This is a genomic window from Acidimicrobiales bacterium, from assembly GCA_035316325.1.
In the GTDB taxonomy this organism is placed as follows: Bacteria; Actinomycetota; Acidimicrobiia; order Acidimicrobiales; family VFJN01; genus DASXTK01.
Genome location: DATHJB010000023.1, coordinates 1 through 20,170, shown reverse-complemented (window position 1 = coordinate 20,170; position 20,170 = coordinate 1). Strand labels below are relative to the sequence as shown.

Sequence of the window (20,170 nt, the reverse complement as noted above, 5' to 3'; positions counted from 1 at the left end):
GGCTGTGGTCTCCCAACGACGTGAGCGACTTTCTGGGCGTACCCGTCGCAACGCTCCAGCGATGGCGATACCTCAGGCAAGGTCCGCCGACATTCAAGGTCGGTCGCCATGTTCGCTACGCCCCCGAGGATGTTCGTCAGTGGCTCCTGCGTCAGCGCCAGGATGGCGGTCCCTGATGGCCAGCATCGAGCCATACCGCTGGAAGCTCTGTCGGGACTGTGAGTCGTCCGGCCGGCAGCGGCCCGGTGATGACGAGTGCGGCTGCAAGGTTCTCGCCTGGCGCGCTCGATGGCGGAATCCAGCGGGCGCTCAACGGTCGAAGGTCTTCACACGGAAGGTCGATGCCAGGGCCTACGCCGCATCCGTCGAGACATCGAAGAGCCAGGGCCTCTACGTCGACCCGGCGTTGAGCCGCCAGACGTTCGAGCGGTTCGTGGTCGACGACTGGCGGCCCGCCCAGGAGTGGAAGGACACGACCGCAGAGTCGTGGCCCGGTGTATGGGCTCGTCTCGTGCCACACCTCGGCAGCTATCAACTCGGGCGCATTGACCAGCTCGTGCTGAAGGGAGTCCGACGCGAGCTCAGCAAGCGCTACGCCCGCAACACCGTGAAGCTCACGATGGCGTGGGCTGCGATCATCCTGCGTGCTGCCGTCGCTGCGGGGCGCATCGGACGGGATCCAACGGCGGGACTCCGAGCACCCAAGGCCCGGGCCGGCGACCCGACAGGTCAGGTCCGTCCTGAGGACGTACCCACGCGAGCCGAGGCATTGGCCATCCTCACCTCCACGCCGGCACCATTCAGGGCCGCGGTGGCGCTGGGCATGGCCGGCCTGCGTGTCGGCGAGGTCCTCGGCATGTCTGACGACCGGATCAACGTCGCCGACCGGCGACTGACGATCGACCGGCAGCGCCAACGCATCGCCGGGCGAATGGTCTTCACAACGCCCAAGGCCGAGAAGGTACGGACCATCGTCGTGCCCGAGTTCGTGGTCGTCGAGCTGCGCCGCCACGTCGACGAGTACCCCGCCGGGCTGCTGTTCCGAGGGCGCCGAGGCGCCGACCTGCGCCGCGACCAGTTCTACGACAGCGCATGGAAGCCCGCCCTCCTGGGGGCCGGCATGTGCGCCGGGTGCCGAGCTGACGGACGCACCCGGCCACGACGAGACGACGGCTGCACGTGCCAGGCGCTGAGCTTCAAGTTCCACAGCCTCCGCCACTGGTGCGCATCGACGCTTCTCGCCGAAGGAGCATCCCTCACGGCAGTCGCCGGGCACCTAGGCGACACCGTCGAGACCGTCGCCAAGGTCTACGTCCACTGGCTCCGCGACGACCGCTCGATCTCGGCTGACGTGCTAGACCGAGTGATCCCGGTGCAGAAGTGACCAGCGATCGGATGACCGCTGCATCCCGAACACTGCCTGCCTGAACGTCTTCGGACGCTGGTGGCTGTTGACCTGGGCACCCCATCCAGGGCCGGATAGGACCGGACGACAGCGGCAGCGTCGGATCGCGCGATGCTCGCGCGATCCGACGATCGAAGCCCCGGCTTCCTCAGTTGCTCTGTACTCCATGCGGCGCATGGCACGCTGATGCGGTGACAGATGCACAGGTGGAACTGACCGCGATAGAGAAGGCAGAGCGCCGCGTCATCGCACGTTCTGGGCTCTTCCTCACCGGCGGGCCCAAGGATGAGCGGCCAGGCGCGATTCTGACTGCTTTCGCGGCGACACTCAGAGATGACCCTCGGGTACGGGCGGTGAAGTCACCCACCATCGACGATCAGTGGTCCGATCGTCCGGTCTTTTGGCCTACATCTACTGACGTTCACGATCAGAGGGTTCTAGATGGATCTGATCGTTTCTACGGTGTTCAATGGTCGCAGCCAATCGAATTCACGGTATATGTCCCGGCCAAGAATCAGCCGCTGTACGGATTGGAGGAAGCCGCTCCCACTGAAACCTACGAAGTAAGTTGGGATGGCGTAACCGCTATTGTTGCATGGGAGCAAAATACCGATCCTACAGCTCTCACTGGCGGTCAGGTAGTAGAGCAAATCCTACGCGATGGGGCACGGGAAATGGGCAGACCTCTCTATGTGCAGGCGTGCAACCCGGGGTGCACCTTCTTGTTTGTCCATACTGATTTCGTTGGTCGCGAGAAGGAGGGAGTGGATGTACTTCGTGCTGGAAGTCGCAGTATGCCGGCCGACTATGTTGCCTTTGAATTCGAACCCTCGACATCCGTAAGAGAGGTAGCAACAATCCTCTATTGGCACTTGCGATCGGAGATGTTCGACTTCGCCGAAGTTAAGAATGTTGGTCAAAGAATCTTTGAAGTTGAAACGTTTGCTCGACACAGGCTCGACATTCTTTTTGGCTATTACCAGGCTGCCGCGGAGGTCGCGGTGCTTCCCTGGCGAGAGCGTTTTCGCGCGCGGTACCAGATGAAGGGTTGGCGAAAGCGCGCGCGATACGAAGTCGCCTTGTTGTGGCGCTCGATTTCGACTCTAGAGAGGCTTTTGCGTATGTTCGGTCAGCGACTGACCGACCAACGTGACTGGCGCTCGGTGTTCGCGCTTGAGGACGTCTTCAAACACGACCTTGCTGAGTTGGGAGCGATCGAGTCACTCAACCTGTCCATACTTCAGCAAGGAACACAACATGCCTCGGACCGGCTCGACAACCGCTCTGTAGCGGGAGCGACGGTGTGGGGGGCTATGGCCGGCGGCGTAGTGGGGGCGGGCTTAGGCGGGCTCTTCTGAGGAATCGGCGGGCACCAGATTAGAGGTCGCTCCGCGAGCGGTCTTCAGGACCGGGCCAGGGCGTGGCGTTGGCCGGAGTGCCGGCCGGGCCGTCAGGCAGAGGCCGGCGGCGACGGCCAGGCGACGGCGCAGCCGGCGCCCTTGATCTACTAGAGGCCAATTCGGCAACGACTGGGTCCATGGGGCTCCGGAGGCCGCTGGAGCTGAGCGTGAGCAGCCTGCTCCGAGCCGACCGATCTGTCCCTGCCAAAGCGCTCGATCGGGTGATTCCAGTGGCAGAAATGTGTCAAGACGCCGACTCCGGGCGACCGTGAACGGAGTTTGCCCAGCTCAGGCCGGGTGTGTGACGGTGAGCCGGCTTGTAAGCGGGGTTCTGTCCGGCGGTGCCCGGGGGCGCCGCCTGGGTGGCCATCCATCTGTGCGGCCTACCTGGGGAGATCGACCGGGCAGGTCCTCCCACGCTTGGCCTTGCTCCGGGTGGAGGTTGCCGAGCCGCCGGGGTCGCCCCCGACGCTGGTGCGCTCTTACCGCACCGTTTCACCCTCACCTGTGCGAGTCGCCGACCGAAGCCGGTGACCCGCCATCGGCGGTCTGCTCTCTGTTGCCCTGATCGACAAGTCACCTCGTCCTGGCTCTCGCCAGCACCCTTGCCCTATGGAGCCCCGACTTTCCTCGACGCCGTCAGGCGACGCCGCGGCCACCGGTCCGACTCACCGTCACCAGACGACGATACCGCCCGTCAGGCCGGCTCCAGGAACAGCTGGAACTCGAAGCTGCCCTCGTCGGCGACCGAGACGACGAAGCCGCCCGTGGGCGGGCTGATCTCGTAGTCGGCCAGCACGATGGGCGAGCTGCCGACGATGGCGATCACGCCCTCCCGCAGGTCGGCCTGCAGCTCGATCGTGACCGGGTTGGTGACGCCGTGCAGGGTGAGCTCGCCGGGCGCCGAGAACGTCAGCTGGTCGCCCGTCACCGAGTCCGCCGGCAGCGCCACCGGGTCGGAGAGCACGAAGCCGGCCGTCGGGAAGGCGTCGGTCTCCAGGCCCCGGCCCTTCAGCTGGTTGTCGCGCCGGTCGTCGCTGCTGGTCAGCGTGGTCATGTCGACCTCGAACGACGCCTCGGTCACCTGGCCGTCGGCGATCGCGACGGTGCCGGTCACGTCCGACGTGCGGCCGGCCGCGGTCTGCGCGCCGATGCCGCCGCCCAGCTCCTCGTCGATCCGGTAGCCGGCGAAGGTGCTGGTCTCCTCGGTCTCGCCGACGTCGGAGGTCACCTGCCAGGTGCCGGTGATGTCCTCGATCGACGCGGCGTCGAGGCCCTCGTCGTCGAGCGTCTGGCCAGCGTCGGTGATGTCGGCCTCCTCGGGTGCGTCGTCGCGCAGGTACAGGAACGCACCGACGCCGATCCCGACCACGAGCAGCAGTCCGAACACGACCAGCAACACACCTCGTCGGGGGCTGCGGAACATCGCCATCTACCTCTCCTCGTCGATCGGTCGATCACTACTACGGCCACGCCCGGCGAGCGGTTTTTCGTCTGATCAGAACCTGATGGCGCTCAGCTCGGGGAACCAGCCGGCGGCGCGGTCGCAGGCGTCCTTCCAGCGCTCCCGGTCGAGCGGCTCGCCCGGCTCCACCACGGCCCGCGGGTGCCACGTGGCGGCCACGTCGTCCCACCCCGCCCAGGTGCCGGTGGCGAGCCCTGCCAGGAAGGCCGCGCCCCGGGTGGTGGCCTCCCGCTCGGGCGACAGCTCGAGGGGGCGCTGGGTCGCATCGGCGAGCGCCTGCACGAACGTGGGGTTGTCGCTCATCCCGCCGTCGACGCGCAACGTGGCGATCGACCGGCCCGTGTCGGCCTCGGCGGCTTCGAGCAGGTCGGCGCCGGTCTGCGCGACCCCCTCGAGCACGGCCCGCACCAGATGGGGACGTCCGGTGCCTCGGGTGACGCCCAGCAGGGTGCCGCGGGCGCCGTAGTCCCACCGAGGGGTGCCGAAGCCGAGGAGCGCCGGGACGAACACCACGCCCTCGCTGTCCTGGCAGGCGGCGGCGATCTCGTGCGACTGGGCGGCGGTGTCGATCACGCCCAGGTCGTCGCGCAGCCACTCGACGTTCGTGCCGGCCGCGAGGGCTATGGCCTCGACGCCGTACACAGGCTTCCCGTCGCGGCGCCAGGCGACGATCGGGAAGCAGCCGGCCGGGCCCTGGCGGGCGAACGGCGGGTGGTCGTCGCCCACGCAGACGTCGAGCATGGCGCCGGTGCCGAACGTGACCTTCGTGTCGCCCGGCCGGACGCAGCCCTGCCCCACGAGCGACGCCTGCTGGTCGCCCACCAGGGCGGCCAACGGCGGCGACCCGTCGAGCACCCGCGCCTCACCGAACACACCGGTCGAGTCGACGATGGTGGGCAGCGCCGACCGGGGGATGCGCAGCTTGTCGAGCACGGCGTCGTCCCAGCCGACGTGGTCGCTGTCGATCAGGCCCGTGACCGCGGCGTTGGAGAGGTCGGTGGCGTGGACCGTGCCGCCGGACAGGTGCCAGGCGATCCACGTGTCGACGGTGCCGAGGCAGAGGTCCCGGGAGCGGTCGGGGTCGGCGTCGTCGAGGAGCTGGGCGTACTTGGTGGCGGACTGGTTGGGCGCCAGCTTCAGGCCCTCGCCCTGCAGCACCAGGCAGGTGCCGACGGTCCGCAGGTCCTGCCAGCCGATGCCCGGGCCGACCGGCTCGCCGGTGGCGCGGTCCCAGGCGACGGTCGAGGCCCGCTGGTTGGCGATGCCGACCGCGGCGACGGGACCGCCCTCGGCCAGCGCCGCCGCCGCGACGTCGAGCGCGGCGTCGGCCATGGCCACGGCGTCGAACTCCACCAGCCCGGGCGCCGGGGTCGACGGCAGCACCTCCCGGTAGGACACGGCGGCGACGGTGGCGTCGGGCCGCACGACGGCTCCCCGCACGCCCGACGTGCCCACGTCGACGACCAAGATCGAACCGCTCACCGGGGGAGTCTGCCCCATCTCAGCCGGCGGGCGCGGTGTCGCCGGCGGCGGGGCCGGCCACCACCACGACGTAGCCCTCGGGACCCCGGAGCCAGACCTCCCGCTGCCCCGAGCTCGGGTTCAGCAGGGGGCCATCGAGGACGACCGCCTGCGTCGCGGCGACGTTGCGGAGCACGGCGCCGAAGTCGTCGGTGGCGAACCACAGCAGGATCCCGTTGCCCCGGGACGGATCGCCGGGGTCGCCGAGGTGGGGGTGCTCGTCGGCCTCCCACTGGTGGAGCTGGGCGACCAGCTCGCCGTCGTCGAGCAGCATCTCGTACTCGGTGCCGCCGTGGCCCGACACGAGGCCGAGCACGTCCTGGAACCAGCGGGAGCCGGCCTCGACGTCGGTCAGCACGACCAGCGGTTGCGGCTTCATCACGTCACGACCTCACGACCTCACGACCTCATGACCTCACGACCAGCCCGGGACCGGGCCCCAGGGGGAGGGCAGGCCGAGCTTGCCGGGGTTGAGGATGCCGTGGGGGTCGAGGGCCTGCTTGGCCGCCACGAGCACGTCGAAGGCGCCGCCCAGGGCCTCGGTCATGAAGCGGGCCCGGTTCAGCCCGATGCCGTGGTGGTGGCTGAGGGCACCGCCGTTGGCCAGCACCGTCCGCTGCCCCACATCCCACAGCGCCCGGTAGTACTCGTCGCGCGCCGCCGGGTCCTCGACCTGGCCGGCGAAGGTGAAGTAGACGCAGCCGCCCGACGTGTAGCTGTGCGACTGGTGGGCCGAGGCGGCGATGGTGCCCTCGACCGCCAGTAGCGCGTCGACCGTGGCCCGGTAGATGCGGGGGAGTGCGGCCCACGTCGCCGACACCTCCATCGTGTCGACCGTGAAGCCCCGGCTGATCAGGGCCTCCAGGGCGGCGACGTCGTTGCGGCGCTCCAGCCAGTGCTCCATGTGCTCGGCGGGGGCGGGCTCGGCGTCCTTCAGCTCCTCGGCCGCGATGGCCATGGTGGCGTCGACCAGCGTCGGGTCGCCCTCGTCGAGCACCAGCAGCAGGGCCTGGTCGTCGGGCGTGTGGTAGGTCCGCTGCGACTCGACCGGGTCGTACAGCCGCAGCGCCGCCGGTGTGGCGCCCCGCTGGACGATGCGGCGGAGGGCGTCGAGGCCCGTCTCGAACCCGTCGACCAGCCAGGCCCCCGACCGCTCCACGTGCGGCGCCGGGTGGAGCCGCAGCCGGGCACCGCAGATGATCCCGAGGGTGCCCTCGCTGCCCACGAACAGCTGGTTGAGGTCCGGTCCGGCAGCGGCCCGGGGCGCGCCGCCGGTGTGGATCACCCGCCCGTCGGCGAGGGCGACGTCGAGGCCCTCCACCATGTCCTCGATCTTCCCGTAGCGGGTCGACAGCTGGCCCGCCGAGCGGCACGCCAGCCAGCCACCCACGGTCGACAGCGCCACCGACTGCGGCCAGTGGCCCAGCGTGACGCCGTGGTCGGCCCGCAGCGAGGCCTCCAGGTGGTCGCCGAAGGTGCCGGGGGCGACGTCGAGCAGGAGCGACGTGGCGTCGACGTCGACGATGCCGGCGAGGCCCGTCATGTCGAGCACGACCCCGCCGTAGAGCGGCACGGACGCCCCGCACACCCCGCTGCGGCCGGCGGCGGCGGTGACCGGGACGCGGGCCTCGTCGCAGATGGCGAGCACCGCGGCCACCTCGTCGGTGCTGCCGGGCCGGGCGACGGCGGCGGCGAGCCCCGCGACCTGGCCCGTGGAGGCCCAGCTCATCGCCAGCGGCCACCAGTCGCGGCTCGCCTCGGCCCGCACCGCGGCGTCGACCTCCACCGAGGCGCAGGCGCCCCGCAGCCGCTCGAGCACGTCGTCCGGCACGTCGACCGGCTTCACGTCCAGCCGGGACGTCGCAGCCGCCGCCCCGCCGGCCAGGTCGATCGGTGGGGTGGGCGCCCCCGGACCGAGGGGCGGGAGCGGATGGATGGCGGTCATCGGGACCTCGGCTCGGTTCGGTCGGCTCGGCTGGTCGGCTGGTCGGGCGCTAGGGAGCGACGGGCTGGCGCTCTCTGTCGGCTGCCTGACGGTACGTCGCCACCTGGCGGGCGCGCTCGTCGTCGGTCCAGCCCAGCTCCTCGCCGACCAGCTCGGCCACGTCCTCGGCGGCCGCGGCGGTGGCGTCGCGGTTCAGCAGGCGGGCCCGCGTGCGTCGCGACAGCACGTCGTCGAGCGTGGTCGCCATCTCGTAGCGCACGGCGTACACCGCCTCGGCTCGCCGGTAGGGGAGGCCCGCCACCAGCGGCCCGGCCAGCCCCGGGTCGGCGTCGAGCATGGCGTGGAGCACCCGGGCCTCGTTGCCGTAGCGCCCGGCGAGGTGGGCGTCGTGGTCACGCTCGTCCTCCCAGCCGTCGGCCCCCCGCAGCTGCAGGTTGGCGGTGCGGCCCCGGCGCAGCAGCGGCTGGGGCGACCGGTCGCGCAGGCGCTCGACGACGGCGTCGACCGTGTCCTGCGCCATCTCCCGGTAGGTGGTGAGCTTGCCGCCCGTCACCGTCACGACCCCGCTCGTCGACGTCGCCACCCGGTGCCGGCGCGACAGGTCGGCGGTGCGGCCGCTCGTCGCCTCGCGCACCAACGGCCGCAGGCCTGCCCACGTGCCCAGCACGTCGGCGCGGTCGAGCGGCGTGCGCAGGGCGCTGTTGAGGGCGTCGAGCAGGTAGGCGATGTCGTCCTCGGTGCACTGCGGGTCGTCGACGGGGCCGTCGTAGTCGGTGTCGGTGGTGCCGACGTAGGTGAAGCCGTCGGGGCCGATCTTGCCGTCGGGCCCCTCCCACGGCACCACGAAGATCGACCGCTTGTCCTTCCGCACGGGGAGGACGGCGGCGATGTCGTTGCGCACCTTGTCCCACGGCACGGTGATGTGGATGCCCTTGGCGGGGCGGATGCTCTGGGGGTGGGTGCCCTCGTCGTAGGCCCGCACGTCGTCGGCCCACACACCGGCGGCGTTGACGACCACCCGGGCCTTCACCTCGAACTGCCGTCCGTCGGCCTCCACCAGGGCGCCCGTCACCCGGTCGCCGTCCTTGCGGAAGCCGTCGACCCGGGCGTGGTTGACGACGACGGCGCCGTGGTCGAGCGCCGCGGTGCGCAGGATGGCGAGGGTGAGGCGGGCGTCGTCTGTCTGGGCGTCGTAGTAGAGGTAGGCCCAGGCCAGGCGCTCGTCGAGGGTGGGCATGTGGCTCAGCGCCTGGTCGCGCTTGAGCCGCTTGTGCACCTTGCCGATGCGCAGGCCGCCGGTGAGGTCGTACAGCCACATGGCCGAGCCGAGGGCCCGGGCGACCTGCTTGGGGATGATCCCGTCGCGCCCGGAGAACACGGGGATCAGGAACGGCAGCACGTGGACCAGGTGGGGGGCGTTGCGCAGCAGCCGTTGGCGCTCACGCAGGGCCTGGTAGACGAGCCGGATGTCGCCGTTCTGCAGGTAGCGGAGCCCGCCGTGCACGAGCTTGGACGACTTGGAGGACGTCCCGGAGGCGAAGTCGTCGCGCTCGACCAGGGCGGTGCGCAGGCCCCGGGAGGCGGCGTCGAGGGCCACGCCCGCACCGGTGATCCCGCCGCCGACGACGAGCACGTCGTAGGTGCCCGCCTCGATCCGGGCGAGGTTCGCGCTGCGGTCGAAGGTTCCGAGAGACATGGGGGAGGCCTCCGCTGGCGTTGACTGGGTCCAGAGTAAGATCCAATCAACAATCGTTGTGAACTAACAATTGGAGTGGATACAGTGCCGCCGTGCGCTCACCGACCGAGCTGACGGAGATCTTCCGGGCGAGGGGGCTGAAGGTCACGCCCCAGCGCCAGGCGATCTTTCGCGCTCTCCACACATCGAGCGTCCACCCTACGGCCGACACGGTGTTCGACACCGTACGGTCGGAGATGCCGACGATCTCGCTGCGCACGGTCTACCAGACGCTCAACGACCTGAAGTCGATGGGGGAGCTCACCTCCGTCGACCTCGGCACCGGCTCCGCCCGCTTCGACCCCAACACCCGTCCCCACCACCACCTGGTGTGCGTGGCCTGCGGACTGGTCGACGACCTCCACGCCGAGTTTCCCGGCGTGACCATCCCGGTGGAGAACGACCTCGGTTTCGAGGTCGCCGCCACAGAGATCGTCTTCCGTGGACGCTGCCGCGACTGCGCGGCCGCCGGCCACGGCGACGAACCGGACGTAACCGCGTCCCCAGCCAACACCACTCAATGAGGAGGCAAGTCGTTGTCAGACCTGAAGGGCAGCAAGACCCAAGAGAACCTGAAGGAAGCGTTCGCCGGCGAGAGCCAGGCCAACCGCCGGTACCTCTACTTCGCCCAGAAGGCCGATGTCGAGGGCTACCCGGATGTCGCGGCGCTGTTCCGTTCCGTCGCCGAAGGTGAGACCGGGCACGCGTTCGGCCACTTCGACTTCCTCGCCGAGGTCGGCGACCCGGTGACCGACGAGGCCGTCGGCCCCACCGAGGACAACCTCCGCTCGGCGATCGCCGGCGAGACCTACGAGTACACCGAGATGTACCCCGGTTTCGCCCGCACCGCCCGCGACGAGGGCTTCGACGAGATCGCCGAGTGGCTCGAGACCTTGGCCCGCGCCGAGAAGAGCCACGCCGGCCGCTTCACCAAGGGCCTCGACGAGCTCTCCTGAACCGATCGGTAGCGAGAGCGGGCCCCGGCGGGCACAACTGCCGGGGCCCGTTCTCGTCCGTACGAAAGCGGCGCGATGACCACCACCTACGACCCGTTCCATCCGAAGTACTTCGTCGAGTCGGATCTCCGCGAGGAGATGAACCGGGTCTACGACCTGTGCCACGGCTGCCGGCTGTGCTTCAAGTTCTGCACCGCGTTCCCCACGCTGTTCGACGCCATCGACCGGCACGACGACCAGGACTCCGCCAAGCTCACCACCGGGGAGCAGGACCAGGTCGTCGACGAGTGCTTCAACTGCAAGCTCTGCTACGTCAACTGCCCCTACGTCCCGGGCCAGCACGAGTGGGAGCTCGACTTCCCCCGGCTGATGCTGCGCGCCGAGCAGGTGCTGCACGAGAGCCGTCCCCGCTCGCTGCACACCCGGATGACCGACCAGGCGCTGGGGCGGACCGACCTGGCCGGTCGCGTGAACACCAGGCTGGCGCCGCTGGTCAACAAGGTGGTCACGTCGCCGGGCTCCGCCGGGCGGAAGGTGCTGGAGAAGGTCACCGGCATCGCCAGCCAGCGGGTGTTGCCCCCGTACGCCCGCCAGCGGTTCTCCACGTGGTGGAAGAAGCGGTCGGCGCTGCGCTTCGGGAGTGCCGCTCGTCAGGGTCGGGTGGTGCTGTTCCCCACCTGCATGGTCGAGTACCAGGCGCCCGAGGTGGGCCGTGACCTGGTGCGGGTGCTGGAGCACAACAAGGTCGAGTGCTCACTGCCGCAGGGCGAGGTGTGCTGCGGTGCGCCGTGGCTGCACTCGGGCGACGTCGACAACTTCCGCCGCCACGCCCGCACCAACGTGAAGGTGCTGGCCGACGCGGTGCGCTCAGCGCAGGCCGAGGGCGACGACCCGGCCATCGTCGTGCCCCAGCCGACGTGCAGCTACGTGCTCAAGTTCGACTACCGGTCGTACCTGGGCGACGACGCCGACGCGTCGCTGGTCGCCGACCACACCTACGACGCCGCCGAGTACCTGATGAAGGTGCACAAGGCCGAGGACACATCGCTCTCCGTGGAGTTCCCCGGTCCGGTGCCGGAGACCGTCACGTACCACGCCCCCTGCCACCTGCGGGCGCAGAACATCGGGCTCCGCAGCCGTGACCTGCTCAAGCTCACCGGCGCCAAGATCGCCGTGGTGGCCGAGTGCTCCGGCATCGACGGTACGTGGGGCTACCGCGACCAGAACTACGAGGCGTCCCGCAAGGTGGCGCGGAAGATGGCCAAGGCGATCGAGCGCCACGACGGCGAGGTCGTCGCCGGCGACTGCCATCTCGCCAACGGCGGCATCGTGCAGGAGACCGGCCGCCAACCCGTCCACCCCGTGTCGCTTCTGGCCCGGGCGTACGGCATCCCCGAGGAGTAGGAAGACCAATCCCATGCCCAAGTTGACCCTGGACGACATCAGCGACCTCCGGGCCTACGAGCGCGAGCGCGACGAGTTCCGGCGGTCGGTCATCGCCCTGAAGCGGCTGCGGCGTGTGCCGCTCGGCGACTTCCTCACGCTCGTCTTCGAGAACACCCAGACCATCCGGTTCCAGATCCAGGAGATGGCGCGGGCCGAGAAGCTGCTCAGCGACGCCGCGATCGAGACGGAGCTGGGCATCTACAACCCGCTGATCCCCAGCCCGGGGCAGCTGTGCGCCACGCTGTTCGTCGAGCTGACCTCCAAGGAGGCGCTCATGGAGTGGCTCCCCAAGCTGGTCGGCATCGAGAAGGCCGTGGCGCTGCGGCTGTCGGACGGTTCGCTGGTGCCCGCCGTCGTCGACGAGGACCACGAGCGCCAGCTCACCCGCGAGGAGATCACGGCTTCGGTGCACTACGTGCGCTGGGACCTCACCCCTGACCAGGTCGAACGCTTCGCGGCGGGGCCCGTCGAGCTGGTCGTCGACCACCCCGACCTCCAGTTGGCGACCCCGTTGAGCCCCGAGAGAGCGGCCGAACTGCTCGACGATCTCCGCAACGGAGGATGATCGTCGGACGACACTGCGCGATGTCGTGTCCTCACGCGTAGTGCAGCCGACACTGGACGTGCGGACATCCTGCTCACAGCGGCTGCATCCGAGGCGCGAATGGACCATCAGTCCTTGCGATGACGAGGTCATGGTGCGAAGATCGGTCGCCTCACTCGCCGGGGACACTGTCTCGGTCAGAACCCCAGGCCCAATGCGGCGAACGAACACCTATTCCACAGGAAGACCCCCCAACATGAAGCAGTCCTGGCGCCAGCAGGCGGCCTGCCGCGGGCTCGATCCCGCGATCTTCTACCCGGCGTCCGATGACGACGACGACAGCGATGTCGCCAAGGATGTATGTGCGGAGTGCACCGTACGTGAGGCCTGTCTCGAGTTCGCGCTGGCCGTCCGGGAGAAGCAGGGCATCTGGGGAGGCGCCACCGAGCGCGACCGTCGGCGTATCGTGCGCCAACGGCGTCGCGCGTCCTAGCGTTCCAGACGAGCGACCAGCGCAGAGGACACCCCTGCGACGGCGACGACGGGAGAGCTGATGCGGTTGGACGAGGCGGGCGGATGGCCGGGCGTCCTCGGGATCCTGAGCAGCGGACGTGACCTCACCTTCGAGGAGGCACGGGCTGCGATGGCCGAGATCCTCGCGGGAAGCGCGACCTCTGCCCAGATCGCCGGGTTCATCGTCGCCCTGCGGATGAAGGGCGAGACGGTCGACGAGCTGCGCGGCCTGGTCGACGCCATGCTGGCCGAGGCCGACCGGGTGACCCTCGACGTGGACGGGCCGGTGGTCGACATCGTCGGCACCGGCGGCGACCGGGCCCACACCATCAACGTCTCCACCCTGTCGGCGCTGGTCGTCGCAGGTGCGGGCGGGCGCGTGTGCAAGCACGGCAACCGGGCGGCCTCGTCGTCGACCGGGTCGGCCGACCTGCTCGAGGCCCTGGGCGTGCGGATCGACTGCGGCCCGGCCGAGGTGGCGCGCTGCGTCACCGATGCGGGCATCGGCTTCTGCTTCGCGCCCCGGTTCCACCCGGCCATGCGCCATGTCGGGCCGACCCGGGGCGAGCTGGGCATCCCGACGGCGTTCAACATCCTGGGCCCGCTGGCGAACCCCGCGGGCGTGGGCCGGCTGATGATCGGCGTGGCCGACGCGGCGATGGCCGAGCGCATGGTCGGCGTGCTGGCGGCACGCGACTGCGAGCGGGCGCTGGTGGTGCACGGCGACGACGGGCTCGACGAGCTGACCCTGTCGACCACGTCGACGGTGGTCGAGCTGCGCGAAGGCAAGGTGGAGACCTACAGCATCGACCCGACCGACCTGGGCTTGGCGCGTGCGCCGTCGTCCGAGCTGACCGGCGGGAAGCCGGAGCTGAACGCCGAACTGGCCCGGCGCGTGCTGGCCGGGGAGCCGGGGCCTCGGCGCGACGTGATCACGCTCAACGCCGCCGCCGGGCTCCTGACGGCGGGCATCGTCGACGACCTGGAGGCGGGCGTGGAAGTGGCCCGGGCCGCCATCGACGGCGGGCACGCGCAGGCCGCGCTCGACCGGTTGGTGACGGCGTCGAACGCCGAGACCGAGTGATCTCGACGAGATCGGCGGAGACGCTCATGACAACTGGTCGCCGAATCGTCTTGACCGGGGATAATCCGCGCTCTTGGATAGTGGCGTGACAAATGTCTCGGAGCCGGTGGGCGATCCGACACGCAACCGCCTGCTGGCCGCGGCGTGTGAGGTCTTCGCCGAAAAGGGTTACGACCGGGCCGGCGTCCAGGAGATCGCCCGGCGGGCGGGCTTCACCACGGGTGCCATCTACGGCCGGTTCCGTGGCAAGGCCGACCTGCTGCTGGCGGCGATCAGCGAGCAGTCGCACGACGAGTTCGACGAGCTGTTCGCCGAGTACCGCCGCAACGCCGCCGAGGGCCGGGCCACCGACGTGCTGGCCACGGTGGGCTCGCACCTCGTGACCGACGAGTTCGACAACGGCCAGGCGCTGCTGCTGGAGGCGTTCGTCGCCGCCCGGCGTGAGCCCGAGCTGGCCGACATGCTGCGCCGGATGGTGGACGAGCAGGCGCGTGACCTCATGCTGCTGACCGACGCCGCCAAGCGCGCCGGGCACCTCGACGAGGGGCTCGACTCGTTCTCGGTGGGGCGGTTCTGCCATGCCCTCGGCCTCGGCTTCCTGCTGTTCGGAGCGCTGGACCTGGAGCGGCCCGACCCGGCGCCGTGGGAGCAGCTCATCGGTCGCCTCATCGAAGCGGTGGGGCCTCAGGGGACGCCGTCGGTGCCGGCCACGACGGCAGCCCCGGTAGACGGCTCGTGAACACGCCGTCGACCTCCGCCAGTCGCACCCGCCCGGCGTAGCGCTCGAGCCACGCCGCCACGTAGCCCACCTCGTCGGCCAGCTCGCGGGGGAGCGGGGCGCCGAGGGGCGGCACCTCGACGTCGTCGAGGGCCGAGGGTTCGGGCCACGTGCGCACCAGCCGGCCCCGGGACAGCTCGGCGCCGCTCCCGTCGGGTAGCTCCACCACGATCCGGCCGGCTCGGCGGAGGCTGTCGAGGCGCCGCTGCCGGCGGAGAGCGCCGGCGAGGGCTGCGGCCCGGTCGCGGACGACCGTGGCCTCCGTGTAGCGCTCCTCGGCGGCCAGGCGATCGACGCGCTGGCGCAACGGGTCGAGCAGGAGGTCCGGCCGCTCGGTCAGTCCGACGATCACCTGCTCGACCAGCTGCTGGTACGTCCGCTCGTCGACCTCGCCGGCGCTGGCCCGCAACGGCACGACCGTCTCGATCGCGTCGATCACGGCGCGGGCCTCGCCGGTGGAGGGGAGCGGGCCCAGGTAGTGGGCGCCGTCGCTGCTCGCCGTGCGGGCGACGGTCAACCGGGGGTGCCGCTCGTCGGTGAGCTTCACGTAGCGGTAGGAACGCCAGCGGGTGCGCGGCCGGTCGTAGCGGGGCGACAGGCTGTGCCGCAGCCGCGCCTCGAGCACGCCGGCTTCCAGCGACGACGTGCACCGGCGGTGCTCGACCGTGTGCAGCTCGCGGAGCAGCGGTCCTATGCGCCGGCCGTCGTCGCTGGAGAAGTACGACCGCACCTGGCTGCGCAAGTCGCTCGCCCGACCCACGTGGAGGGGACGGCCCTGGGCGTCACGGAAGACGAAGACCCCCGGAGCCCGCGGCAGCCGGGTGGTGAGCCGCAGCTTCCCCGCCTGCGGGTGGGCGGCCATCTTGGGGAGCGCCAGCAGGTCGTCGAGGGCGCTGACGCCGAACGCCGCGGCCCGTTCGAGCAGCACGTGGAGCAGGTCGGCGGTGGCGAGGGCGTCGTCGAGCGCCCGGTGCGAGGGCTGGTGCGACAGGCCGAAGCGCTCTGCCAGGGTGCCGAGCTTGCAGTTGTCGACCTCCTCCCGCAGCAGCCGGCGGGCCAGGGCCACCGTGTCGACCTGCCGCAGGGCGATGTGCGGACGTTCGTCGCCGTGGAGCGCGGCGTCGAGGAACGACACGTCGAAGCGCAGGTTGTGGCCCACCAGCACCGCGTCGCCGACGAACTCGACCAGGGTGGGCAGCACGGCCTCCAACGGCGGTGCCGGCAGCAGCATCGCCTCGGTGATGCCGGTGAGCAGGGTGATCGTGGGCGGGATGGTCACCCCGGGGTTGACCAGCGTCTGGAACGTGCCCAGATGCTCGCCGCCGCGCATCTTCACCGCGCCGATCTCGGTGATGGAGTTGCTGCCCGGGGAGCCGCCGGTGGTCTCGAGGTCGACGACGCAGAACGTGACACGGTGCAACGGCGTGTCGAGGTCGTCGAAGCTGCGCTGCAGGGTGCCGCTCACGGCGACCGAGCGTAGCGCACGCATGTTCGTGTGCGAACACGGGTTCGTGACGTTCGTGGCAGTAGGCTACGGTGCGTGACGACGCGCTATCGCTGCTCGGCTTGCGGCAACCTCACGCGCTTCGACGTTGTGGCGGTGCGCAAGACGCGTGCCTACCACCACTTCTCGGTGGGTGGCGAGCTGCAGGTCGAGGACGAGGTGGTGGTGGACGAGACGGTCGAGGAGGTGAGCTGTCGCTGGTGTGGCAGCGGCTCCGCGGTCGAGACGATCTCGAACGGTGAGGCGGCGGCCGATCCGGCGGAGGCGACCTGAGCGACGCTGCTGGTGCCGTGCGCCCAGCGGTCGAGGCCGCTCTCACCGTCGCCCGCGACGGGCTGACGGCTGACCCGCGTGTCCTGCCCCCACCAGGTCTCCAGCGCTACCTGAGCTTCACCAAGCTGTCGGCTCCTGCGCTGCGGGCCATCGCCCGCGTGGTCGACACCGACGACCAGTTCCGGGCCCGCGTGGCCGAGGCTGTCGACGAGTCGACGGTCGGTCGTGCCGGGATGCTGTGGCTGACGCGACCCGACGGCTGGGCCGACGAGGTGGCCAGCCTCGAAGCCGAGGACGCCGCACAGGCCGCGGCCAGCGCCGACGTGCGCGGCGAGCGCGATGCCCGGCGACGGCTGGCGGCCGCGCAGTCGGCGGCGGAGCGGGCGAGCTCGGCCGCGCAGGCCGCCACCGCCAAGCTCGACCGGATGCGGGTGGAGCTGGCCGCCGAGCGGGCCCGTCGGGCGGCGGCCGAGCAGCAGGTGGGGGAGCTCGAAGGGAAGCTGGCCGAGGCGGGCGATGCCAGGGCCGCGGCGCTGCATCAGGTGCACGAGGCGCAGGCGCGCATGGCGGCGCTCACCGCCGAGGCGGACGCGGCGCGGGCGGCGGTGCAGGTACGGGGCGAGTCGCCGGGGGTGGCGGACGTGCCCTCGGCCGAGCTGCTGCGCTTCCGCGACGCGGTCCACGCCGCCGCCGGCCGCGCCGCCGAGCTGGCCGACGAGCTGCGGGCGCTGGAGGAGTCGGCGGTGGTCGGGCCGGACGAGGACCTCGATCGTGTCGCCGCCGGTCGTCGCCGACGTGAGGCCGCGGCGACCGTGGAGCCACGGCGCCGACCGGTGGCGCTGCCGCCGGGGCTGCACGACGACTCGGTGGACGTGGTCGACCACCTGCTGCGTGTGCCGGCCATGCTGCTGCTGGTCGACGGCTACAACGTGTCGATGGTGGGGTGGCCGGAGGTGCCCGTGCGTGACCAGCGCAAGCGCCTGCTCGCGGCGCTGGAGGAGAAGGCGCTGCGCACCGGGGCGCCGATCGAGGTGGTGTTCGACGGCGCCGACGTCGATGCCGTGAGCGTGCGGGGCAAGGGGCGTCCGCTGGTGCGGGTCCGGTTCTCGCCGCCGGGGGTCGAGGCCGACGACGTGGTGCTCGACCTGGTGCGCCAGCTGCCGCTCCGGCGCCCGGTGACGGTGGCGTCGAGCGACAAGCGGGTCCGCCACGGCGCCCACTCCCTCGGCGCGAACCTCCTCCACTCCCGCCAACTCGTCGCCGCCCTCCGCCCGTAGCGGGCCGTGACGCGTCGGAGCCCAGGTGCCGGACGTGCTGGTCACCTGGGCTCGCGTCCGCTGGGTCGGCTGCTACTCGAAGAGGTGGTAGGAACCGACGACGGTCAGGGACTCGGGGGGAGTGCGTTCATCGAGCCGCTCCTCGACCCACTGCTGGAACTCGCCGACCTCGGGGATCGTCGTCAGTGGGTTGCCCTGCGGGTTGTCGACCTGGACGAAGATCACGAACGTGACACCGTCAGCCGCCTTGGTGTGGGCATACCGGAGGCCTTCCGGCGCTGCAGCGTGGATGGCGGCGAACATCTTCTCGATGGCGGCTTCGACCTCGGAAACTGCCTCTTCCTTCACCTGAACACGAGCCAGGAGAACAGTCATGGGGGGATGTCTCACCTTCTCTGTCGGGATTGCTCACCTTCCCTGACGGCCAGCGGCCAGAGAATGTGACCGCCGCACAGAGTTTCCTGGTCAGCGTGGGTACAAGCCGGGTGGCAGCGGGAGGGCGGCGAGGCGGTCGGGGTCCTGGAGGACGTCGATCTGAACGATCGTGCCGTCGACCACGGTGAAGGCGGAGATCGTGACCACCCGGCCCTCCACCAGGACGACGACGCCGGCGCCCCCGTTGACCAGCACCGGGTGAACCGTGCCCCGGGGCCGGGTCGTGAGTGCCTGCCCGGCGACCGTGGAGGCGCCCCGCACCAGCAGTGTGGCCGGACGTCCGACGCCGGCGTCGGACCGCAGCACCACGTCCGGGTCGAGGACCGCGACGAGCGCGTCGAAGTCGCCCTCCCGGGCCGCGGCGAAGAAGGCGTCGACCGCCTTGCGCTGACGGTTGACGTTCTTGTCGGGGACCGGTGCCGCGCCCTGCACCCGCTGGCGGGCTCGGCTGGCCAGCTTGCGGGTGGCGTCGGGCGTCCGCCCCACGATCTCGGCGACCGCGTCGAAGGGCACGCCGAACATGTCGTGCAGGACGAACGCCACCCGCTCGGGCGGCGCCAAGGTTTCCAGCACGACGTCCAGGGCGATCCCCACGTCGTCGGTGACCATCGCCTCGCGCTCGGGGTCCCCGGCACCGGGACCACCGGTGCCCGGGAGGATGACGATGGGGTCCGGGACATGGGTGTCGAGGAACGCCTCGGGGCGCAACGAGCGCGACCGCAGCATGTCCAGGGCGACCCGGGACACGACGGTGGTCAGCCAGCCGCCGAGGTTCTCGACATCGCTGGTGTCGGTGCGGTTGAAGCGAAGCCACGCCTCCTGCACCGCGTCCTCGGCTTCGCTCAGTGAACCGAGCATCCGGTACGCCACCGCCTGCAGGTGGCCGCGGTGGGCCTCGAACTGCCTGGTCAACTGGTCAGTCGTACGCAATGGTCCCATTCCTCGCCGCGATCCGTCGGAGCAGTATCAAGCCGAATCTCACGGAACGTGACAGGGAGCCACGCTACAAGCACGGATAACTCAGCCGGTGTTCGTCTTCCCGGGAAGCCATGAACGCCCAGCAAACCCCTGGTGGCGTTGCCCCGGCGCGGTCGCCTCTCAGCCGTCTTCCTGGAACTTCTCCCTTAACTGTCACAATCTCCCGGGTTCGGAGTCCTGCGGCTGCTCGCACTGGCTCTGAGCTGGGTCGAGGCGTTCCGGCCGGGTGAGTTGGCTGGGCCGCGTGAGGCATCCGTGAGGCATCCCGCAGCGGTGAGGCATTCGCGGACTCGGGGCTCAGCGCCGTCGCCGACCAGTTCGACGTTCTCGACGGCCGGCATGACCAGTTGGACAACAGGCTGGCAGACCTGCGGACTTCCGCTGCCGCAATGCTTCTGGGCAACCGCACCGCGTCCACGAGGGCGACCGTCATCGGCTTCGCCGCCACCATCGTCCTCAACGCTCTGATGTGCGCGATCTACGTCGCCATCAGATAGTCGTCCGCGGGGATACGTCGTGGGGCGTCGAGGTCGACCGGGCCGGCGGCGGTGTTCGCCTTAGGCCCGCCGGAACACCGGTCGCTCTCGGGCGCCGGGGCGCCGGCCTCAATGCACCGCGATCGCTGCGCGACCTGGTTGAGTAGTGGTCAGCGCTGCACGTCGTCGTCGTGGAGCGACCATCAGGGCCAGCTGATCTGCTGGCCGGTCCTGGCGGTCCTCCAGGGTAGTGGCGGGTGGACTGAAGGAGTCATCCAAGAAGATGGCCTGTCCGCCCAGTCCGCCCGTCCTTCCCATTCTGAACGCCTTGGCGGCTCGGCGCAGCTGCTTCGGCCAGCTATTGACCCTGGATGCGCCGATAACAGGCGGTCAGGAACAGACCGGATATCGCCGTAGCAGGTAACGCGACTGGTG

General features: G+C 70.5%; 19 protein-coding genes and 1 other RNA gene. 11 read left to right on the top strand and 9 right to left on the bottom strand.

Going from position 1 to position 20,170, the window contains the following annotated elements:
- The first annotated feature begins 406 nt into the window (after window positions 1–406).
- Together VK611_03250 and VK611_03245 are read left to right on the top strand one after the other, a co-directional pair.
- Window positions 407–1,384 (top strand): tyrosine-type recombinase/integrase, encoded by a 978-nt coding sequence (locus tag VK611_03250; GenBank protein ID HMG40311.1) that lies wholly within the window; start codon window positions 407–409, stop codon window positions 1,382–1,384.
- A 212-nt stretch (window positions 1,385–1,596) separates the two neighbouring features.
- Entirely contained in the window at window positions 1,597–2,763 is a 1,167-nt protein-coding gene (locus VK611_03245; protein ID HMG40310.1) for a hypothetical protein, read from the top strand.
- Between the two features lie 346 nt (window positions 2,764–3,109).
- Here the strand turns inward: VK611_03245 and rnpB are convergent.
- The 6 genes from rnpB to VK611_03215 all read right to left on the bottom strand — a co-directional run bounded on the left by rnpB (window position 3,110) and on the right by VK611_03215 (window position 9,432).
- Window positions 3,110–3,476: RNase P RNA component class A (gene rnpB, locus VK611_03240), an RNA gene on the bottom strand.
- Window positions 3,477–3,502: 26 nt separating this feature from the next.
- Complete coding sequence (locus tag VK611_03235) at window positions 3,503–4,237, bottom strand: YceI family protein (protein HMG40309.1); 735 nt, start codon at window positions 4,235–4,237, stop codon at window positions 3,503–3,505.
- A 66-nt stretch (window positions 4,238–4,303) separates the two neighbouring features.
- Entirely contained in the window at window positions 4,304–5,752 is a 1,449-nt protein-coding gene (locus tag VK611_03230) for an FGGY-family carbohydrate kinase (protein ID HMG40308.1), read from the bottom strand.
- A gap of 19 nt (window positions 5,753–5,771) precedes the next feature.
- On the bottom strand, window positions 5,772–6,170 hold the full coding sequence (locus VK611_03225) for a hypothetical protein (GenBank protein ID HMG40307.1): 399 nt from the start codon (window positions 6,168–6,170) through the stop codon (window positions 5,772–5,774).
- A 36-nt stretch (window positions 6,171–6,206) separates the two neighbouring features.
- Window positions 6,207–7,736 carry an FAD-binding oxidoreductase gene (locus VK611_03220; GenBank protein HMG40306.1) on the bottom strand — a complete coding sequence of 510 codons (1,530 nt, stop codon included), beginning with the start codon at window positions 7,734–7,736 and terminating at the stop codon, window positions 6,207–6,209.
- A gap of 49 nt (window positions 7,737–7,785) precedes the next feature.
- Entirely contained in the window at window positions 7,786–9,432 is a 1,647-nt protein-coding gene (locus VK611_03215; protein HMG40305.1) for a glycerol-3-phosphate dehydrogenase/oxidase, read from the bottom strand.
- 92 nt (window positions 9,433–9,524) lie between these two features.
- On the opposite strand from VK611_03215, the gene VK611_03210 reads away from it, so the two are divergent.
- The 7 genes from VK611_03210 (at window position 9,525) to VK611_03180 (ending at window position 14,753) form a co-directional block, all read left to right on the top strand.
- The gene (locus VK611_03210) at window positions 9,525–9,995 is read left to right on the top strand and encodes a Fur family transcriptional regulator (GenBank protein HMG40304.1); all 471 of its coding nucleotides are present in this window, start codon (window positions 9,525–9,527) and stop codon (window positions 9,993–9,995) included.
- A 12-nt stretch (window positions 9,996–10,007) separates the two neighbouring features.
- Window positions 10,008–10,427 carry a rubrerythrin family protein gene (locus tag VK611_03205; protein HMG40303.1) on the top strand — a complete coding sequence of 140 codons (420 nt, stop codon included), beginning with the start codon at window positions 10,008–10,010 and terminating at the stop codon, window positions 10,425–10,427.
- A gap of 75 nt (window positions 10,428–10,502) precedes the next feature.
- Window positions 10,503–11,831, top strand: coding sequence for a heterodisulfide reductase-related iron-sulfur binding cluster (locus VK611_03200; GenBank protein HMG40302.1), 1,329 nt, complete (start codon window positions 10,503–10,505; stop codon window positions 11,829–11,831).
- A 13-nt stretch (window positions 11,832–11,844) separates the two neighbouring features.
- On the top strand, window positions 11,845–12,438 hold the full coding sequence (locus VK611_03195; GenBank protein HMG40301.1) for a DUF3501 family protein: 594 nt from the start codon (window positions 11,845–11,847) through the stop codon (window positions 12,436–12,438).
- Window positions 12,439–12,673: 235 nt separating this feature from the next.
- On the top strand, window positions 12,674–12,910 hold the full coding sequence (locus VK611_03190) for a WhiB family transcriptional regulator (protein HMG40300.1): 237 nt from the start codon (window positions 12,674–12,676) through the stop codon (window positions 12,908–12,910).
- A 60-nt stretch (window positions 12,911–12,970) separates the two neighbouring features.
- Window positions 12,971–14,014, top strand: coding sequence for an anthranilate phosphoribosyltransferase (trpD, locus tag VK611_03185; protein HMG40299.1), 1,044 nt, complete (start codon window positions 12,971–12,973; stop codon window positions 14,012–14,014).
- An 85-nt stretch (window positions 14,015–14,099) separates the two neighbouring features.
- Complete coding sequence (locus VK611_03180; protein ID HMG40298.1) at window positions 14,100–14,753, top strand: TetR/AcrR family transcriptional regulator; 654 nt, start codon at window positions 14,100–14,102, stop codon at window positions 14,751–14,753.
- Here the strand turns inward: VK611_03180 and VK611_03175 are convergent.
- Entirely contained in the window at window positions 14,680–16,257 is a 1,578-nt protein-coding gene (locus tag VK611_03175; GenBank protein ID HMG40297.1) for an exonuclease domain-containing protein, read from the bottom strand. The two genes, VK611_03180 and VK611_03175, sit on opposite strands and share 74 nt — an antisense overlap.
- Before the next feature lie 75 nt (window positions 16,258–16,332).
- Here VK611_03175 and VK611_03170 point away from each other — a divergent pair, with 75 nt between their 5' ends.
- Window positions 16,333–16,569, top strand: a complete 237-nt coding sequence (locus VK611_03170; protein ID HMG40296.1) for a hypothetical protein — start codon at window positions 16,333–16,335, stop codon at window positions 16,567–16,569.
- A 17-nt stretch (window positions 16,570–16,586) separates the two neighbouring features.
- Window positions 16,587–17,846, top strand: coding sequence for an NYN domain-containing protein (locus VK611_03165; GenBank protein ID HMG40295.1), 1,260 nt, complete (start codon window positions 16,587–16,589; stop codon window positions 17,844–17,846).
- A gap of 72 nt (window positions 17,847–17,918) precedes the next feature.
- Here VK611_03165 and VK611_03160 read toward each other — a convergent pair whose 3' ends face one another.
- Window positions 17,919–18,221: a hypothetical protein gene (locus VK611_03160; GenBank protein ID HMG40294.1), complete on the bottom strand. Its 303-nt coding sequence runs from the start codon at window positions 18,219–18,221 to the stop codon at window positions 17,919–17,921.
- A 90-nt stretch (window positions 18,222–18,311) separates the two neighbouring features.
- On the bottom strand, window positions 18,312–19,193 hold the full coding sequence (locus VK611_03155; GenBank protein HMG40293.1) for a sigma-70 family RNA polymerase sigma factor: 882 nt from the start codon (window positions 19,191–19,193) through the stop codon (window positions 18,312–18,314).
- Between the last annotated feature and the right edge of the window lie 977 nt (window positions 19,194–20,170).

What these genes read in the sequence shown, in the direction of transcription:
- VK611_03235 (HMG40309.1), bottom strand. Translation starts at nt 4,237, where the DNA reads ATGGCGATGTTCCGCAGCCCCCGACGAGGTGTGTTGCTGGTCGTGTTC.
- VK611_03225 (HMG40307.1), bottom strand. Translation starts at nt 6,170, where the DNA reads ATGAAGCCGCAACCGCTGGTCGTGCTGACCGACGTCGAGGCCGGCTCC.
- VK611_03220 (HMG40306.1), bottom strand. Translation starts at nt 7,736, where the DNA reads ATGACCGCCATCCATCCGCTCCCGCCCCTCGGTCCGGGGGCGCCCACC.
- VK611_03215 (HMG40305.1), bottom strand. Translation starts at nt 9,432, where the DNA reads ATGTCTCTCGGAACCTTCGACCGCAGCGCGAACCTCGCCCGGATCGAG.
- VK611_03200 (HMG40302.1), top strand. Translation starts at nt 10,503, where the DNA reads ATGACCACCACCTACGACCCGTTCCATCCGAAGTACTTCGTCGAGTCG.
- VK611_03195 (HMG40301.1), top strand. Translation starts at nt 11,845, where the DNA reads ATGCCCAAGTTGACCCTGGACGACATCAGCGACCTCCGGGCCTACGAG.
- VK611_03190 (HMG40300.1), top strand. Translation starts at nt 12,674, where the DNA reads ATGAAGCAGTCCTGGCGCCAGCAGGCGGCCTGCCGCGGGCTCGATCCC.
- trpD (HMG40299.1), top strand. Translation starts at nt 12,971, where the DNA reads ATGCGGTTGGACGAGGCGGGCGGATGGCCGGGCGTCCTCGGGATCCTG.
- VK611_03160 (HMG40294.1), bottom strand. Translation starts at nt 18,221, where the DNA reads ATGACTGTTCTCCTGGCTCGTGTTCAGGTGAAGGAAGAGGCAGTTTCC.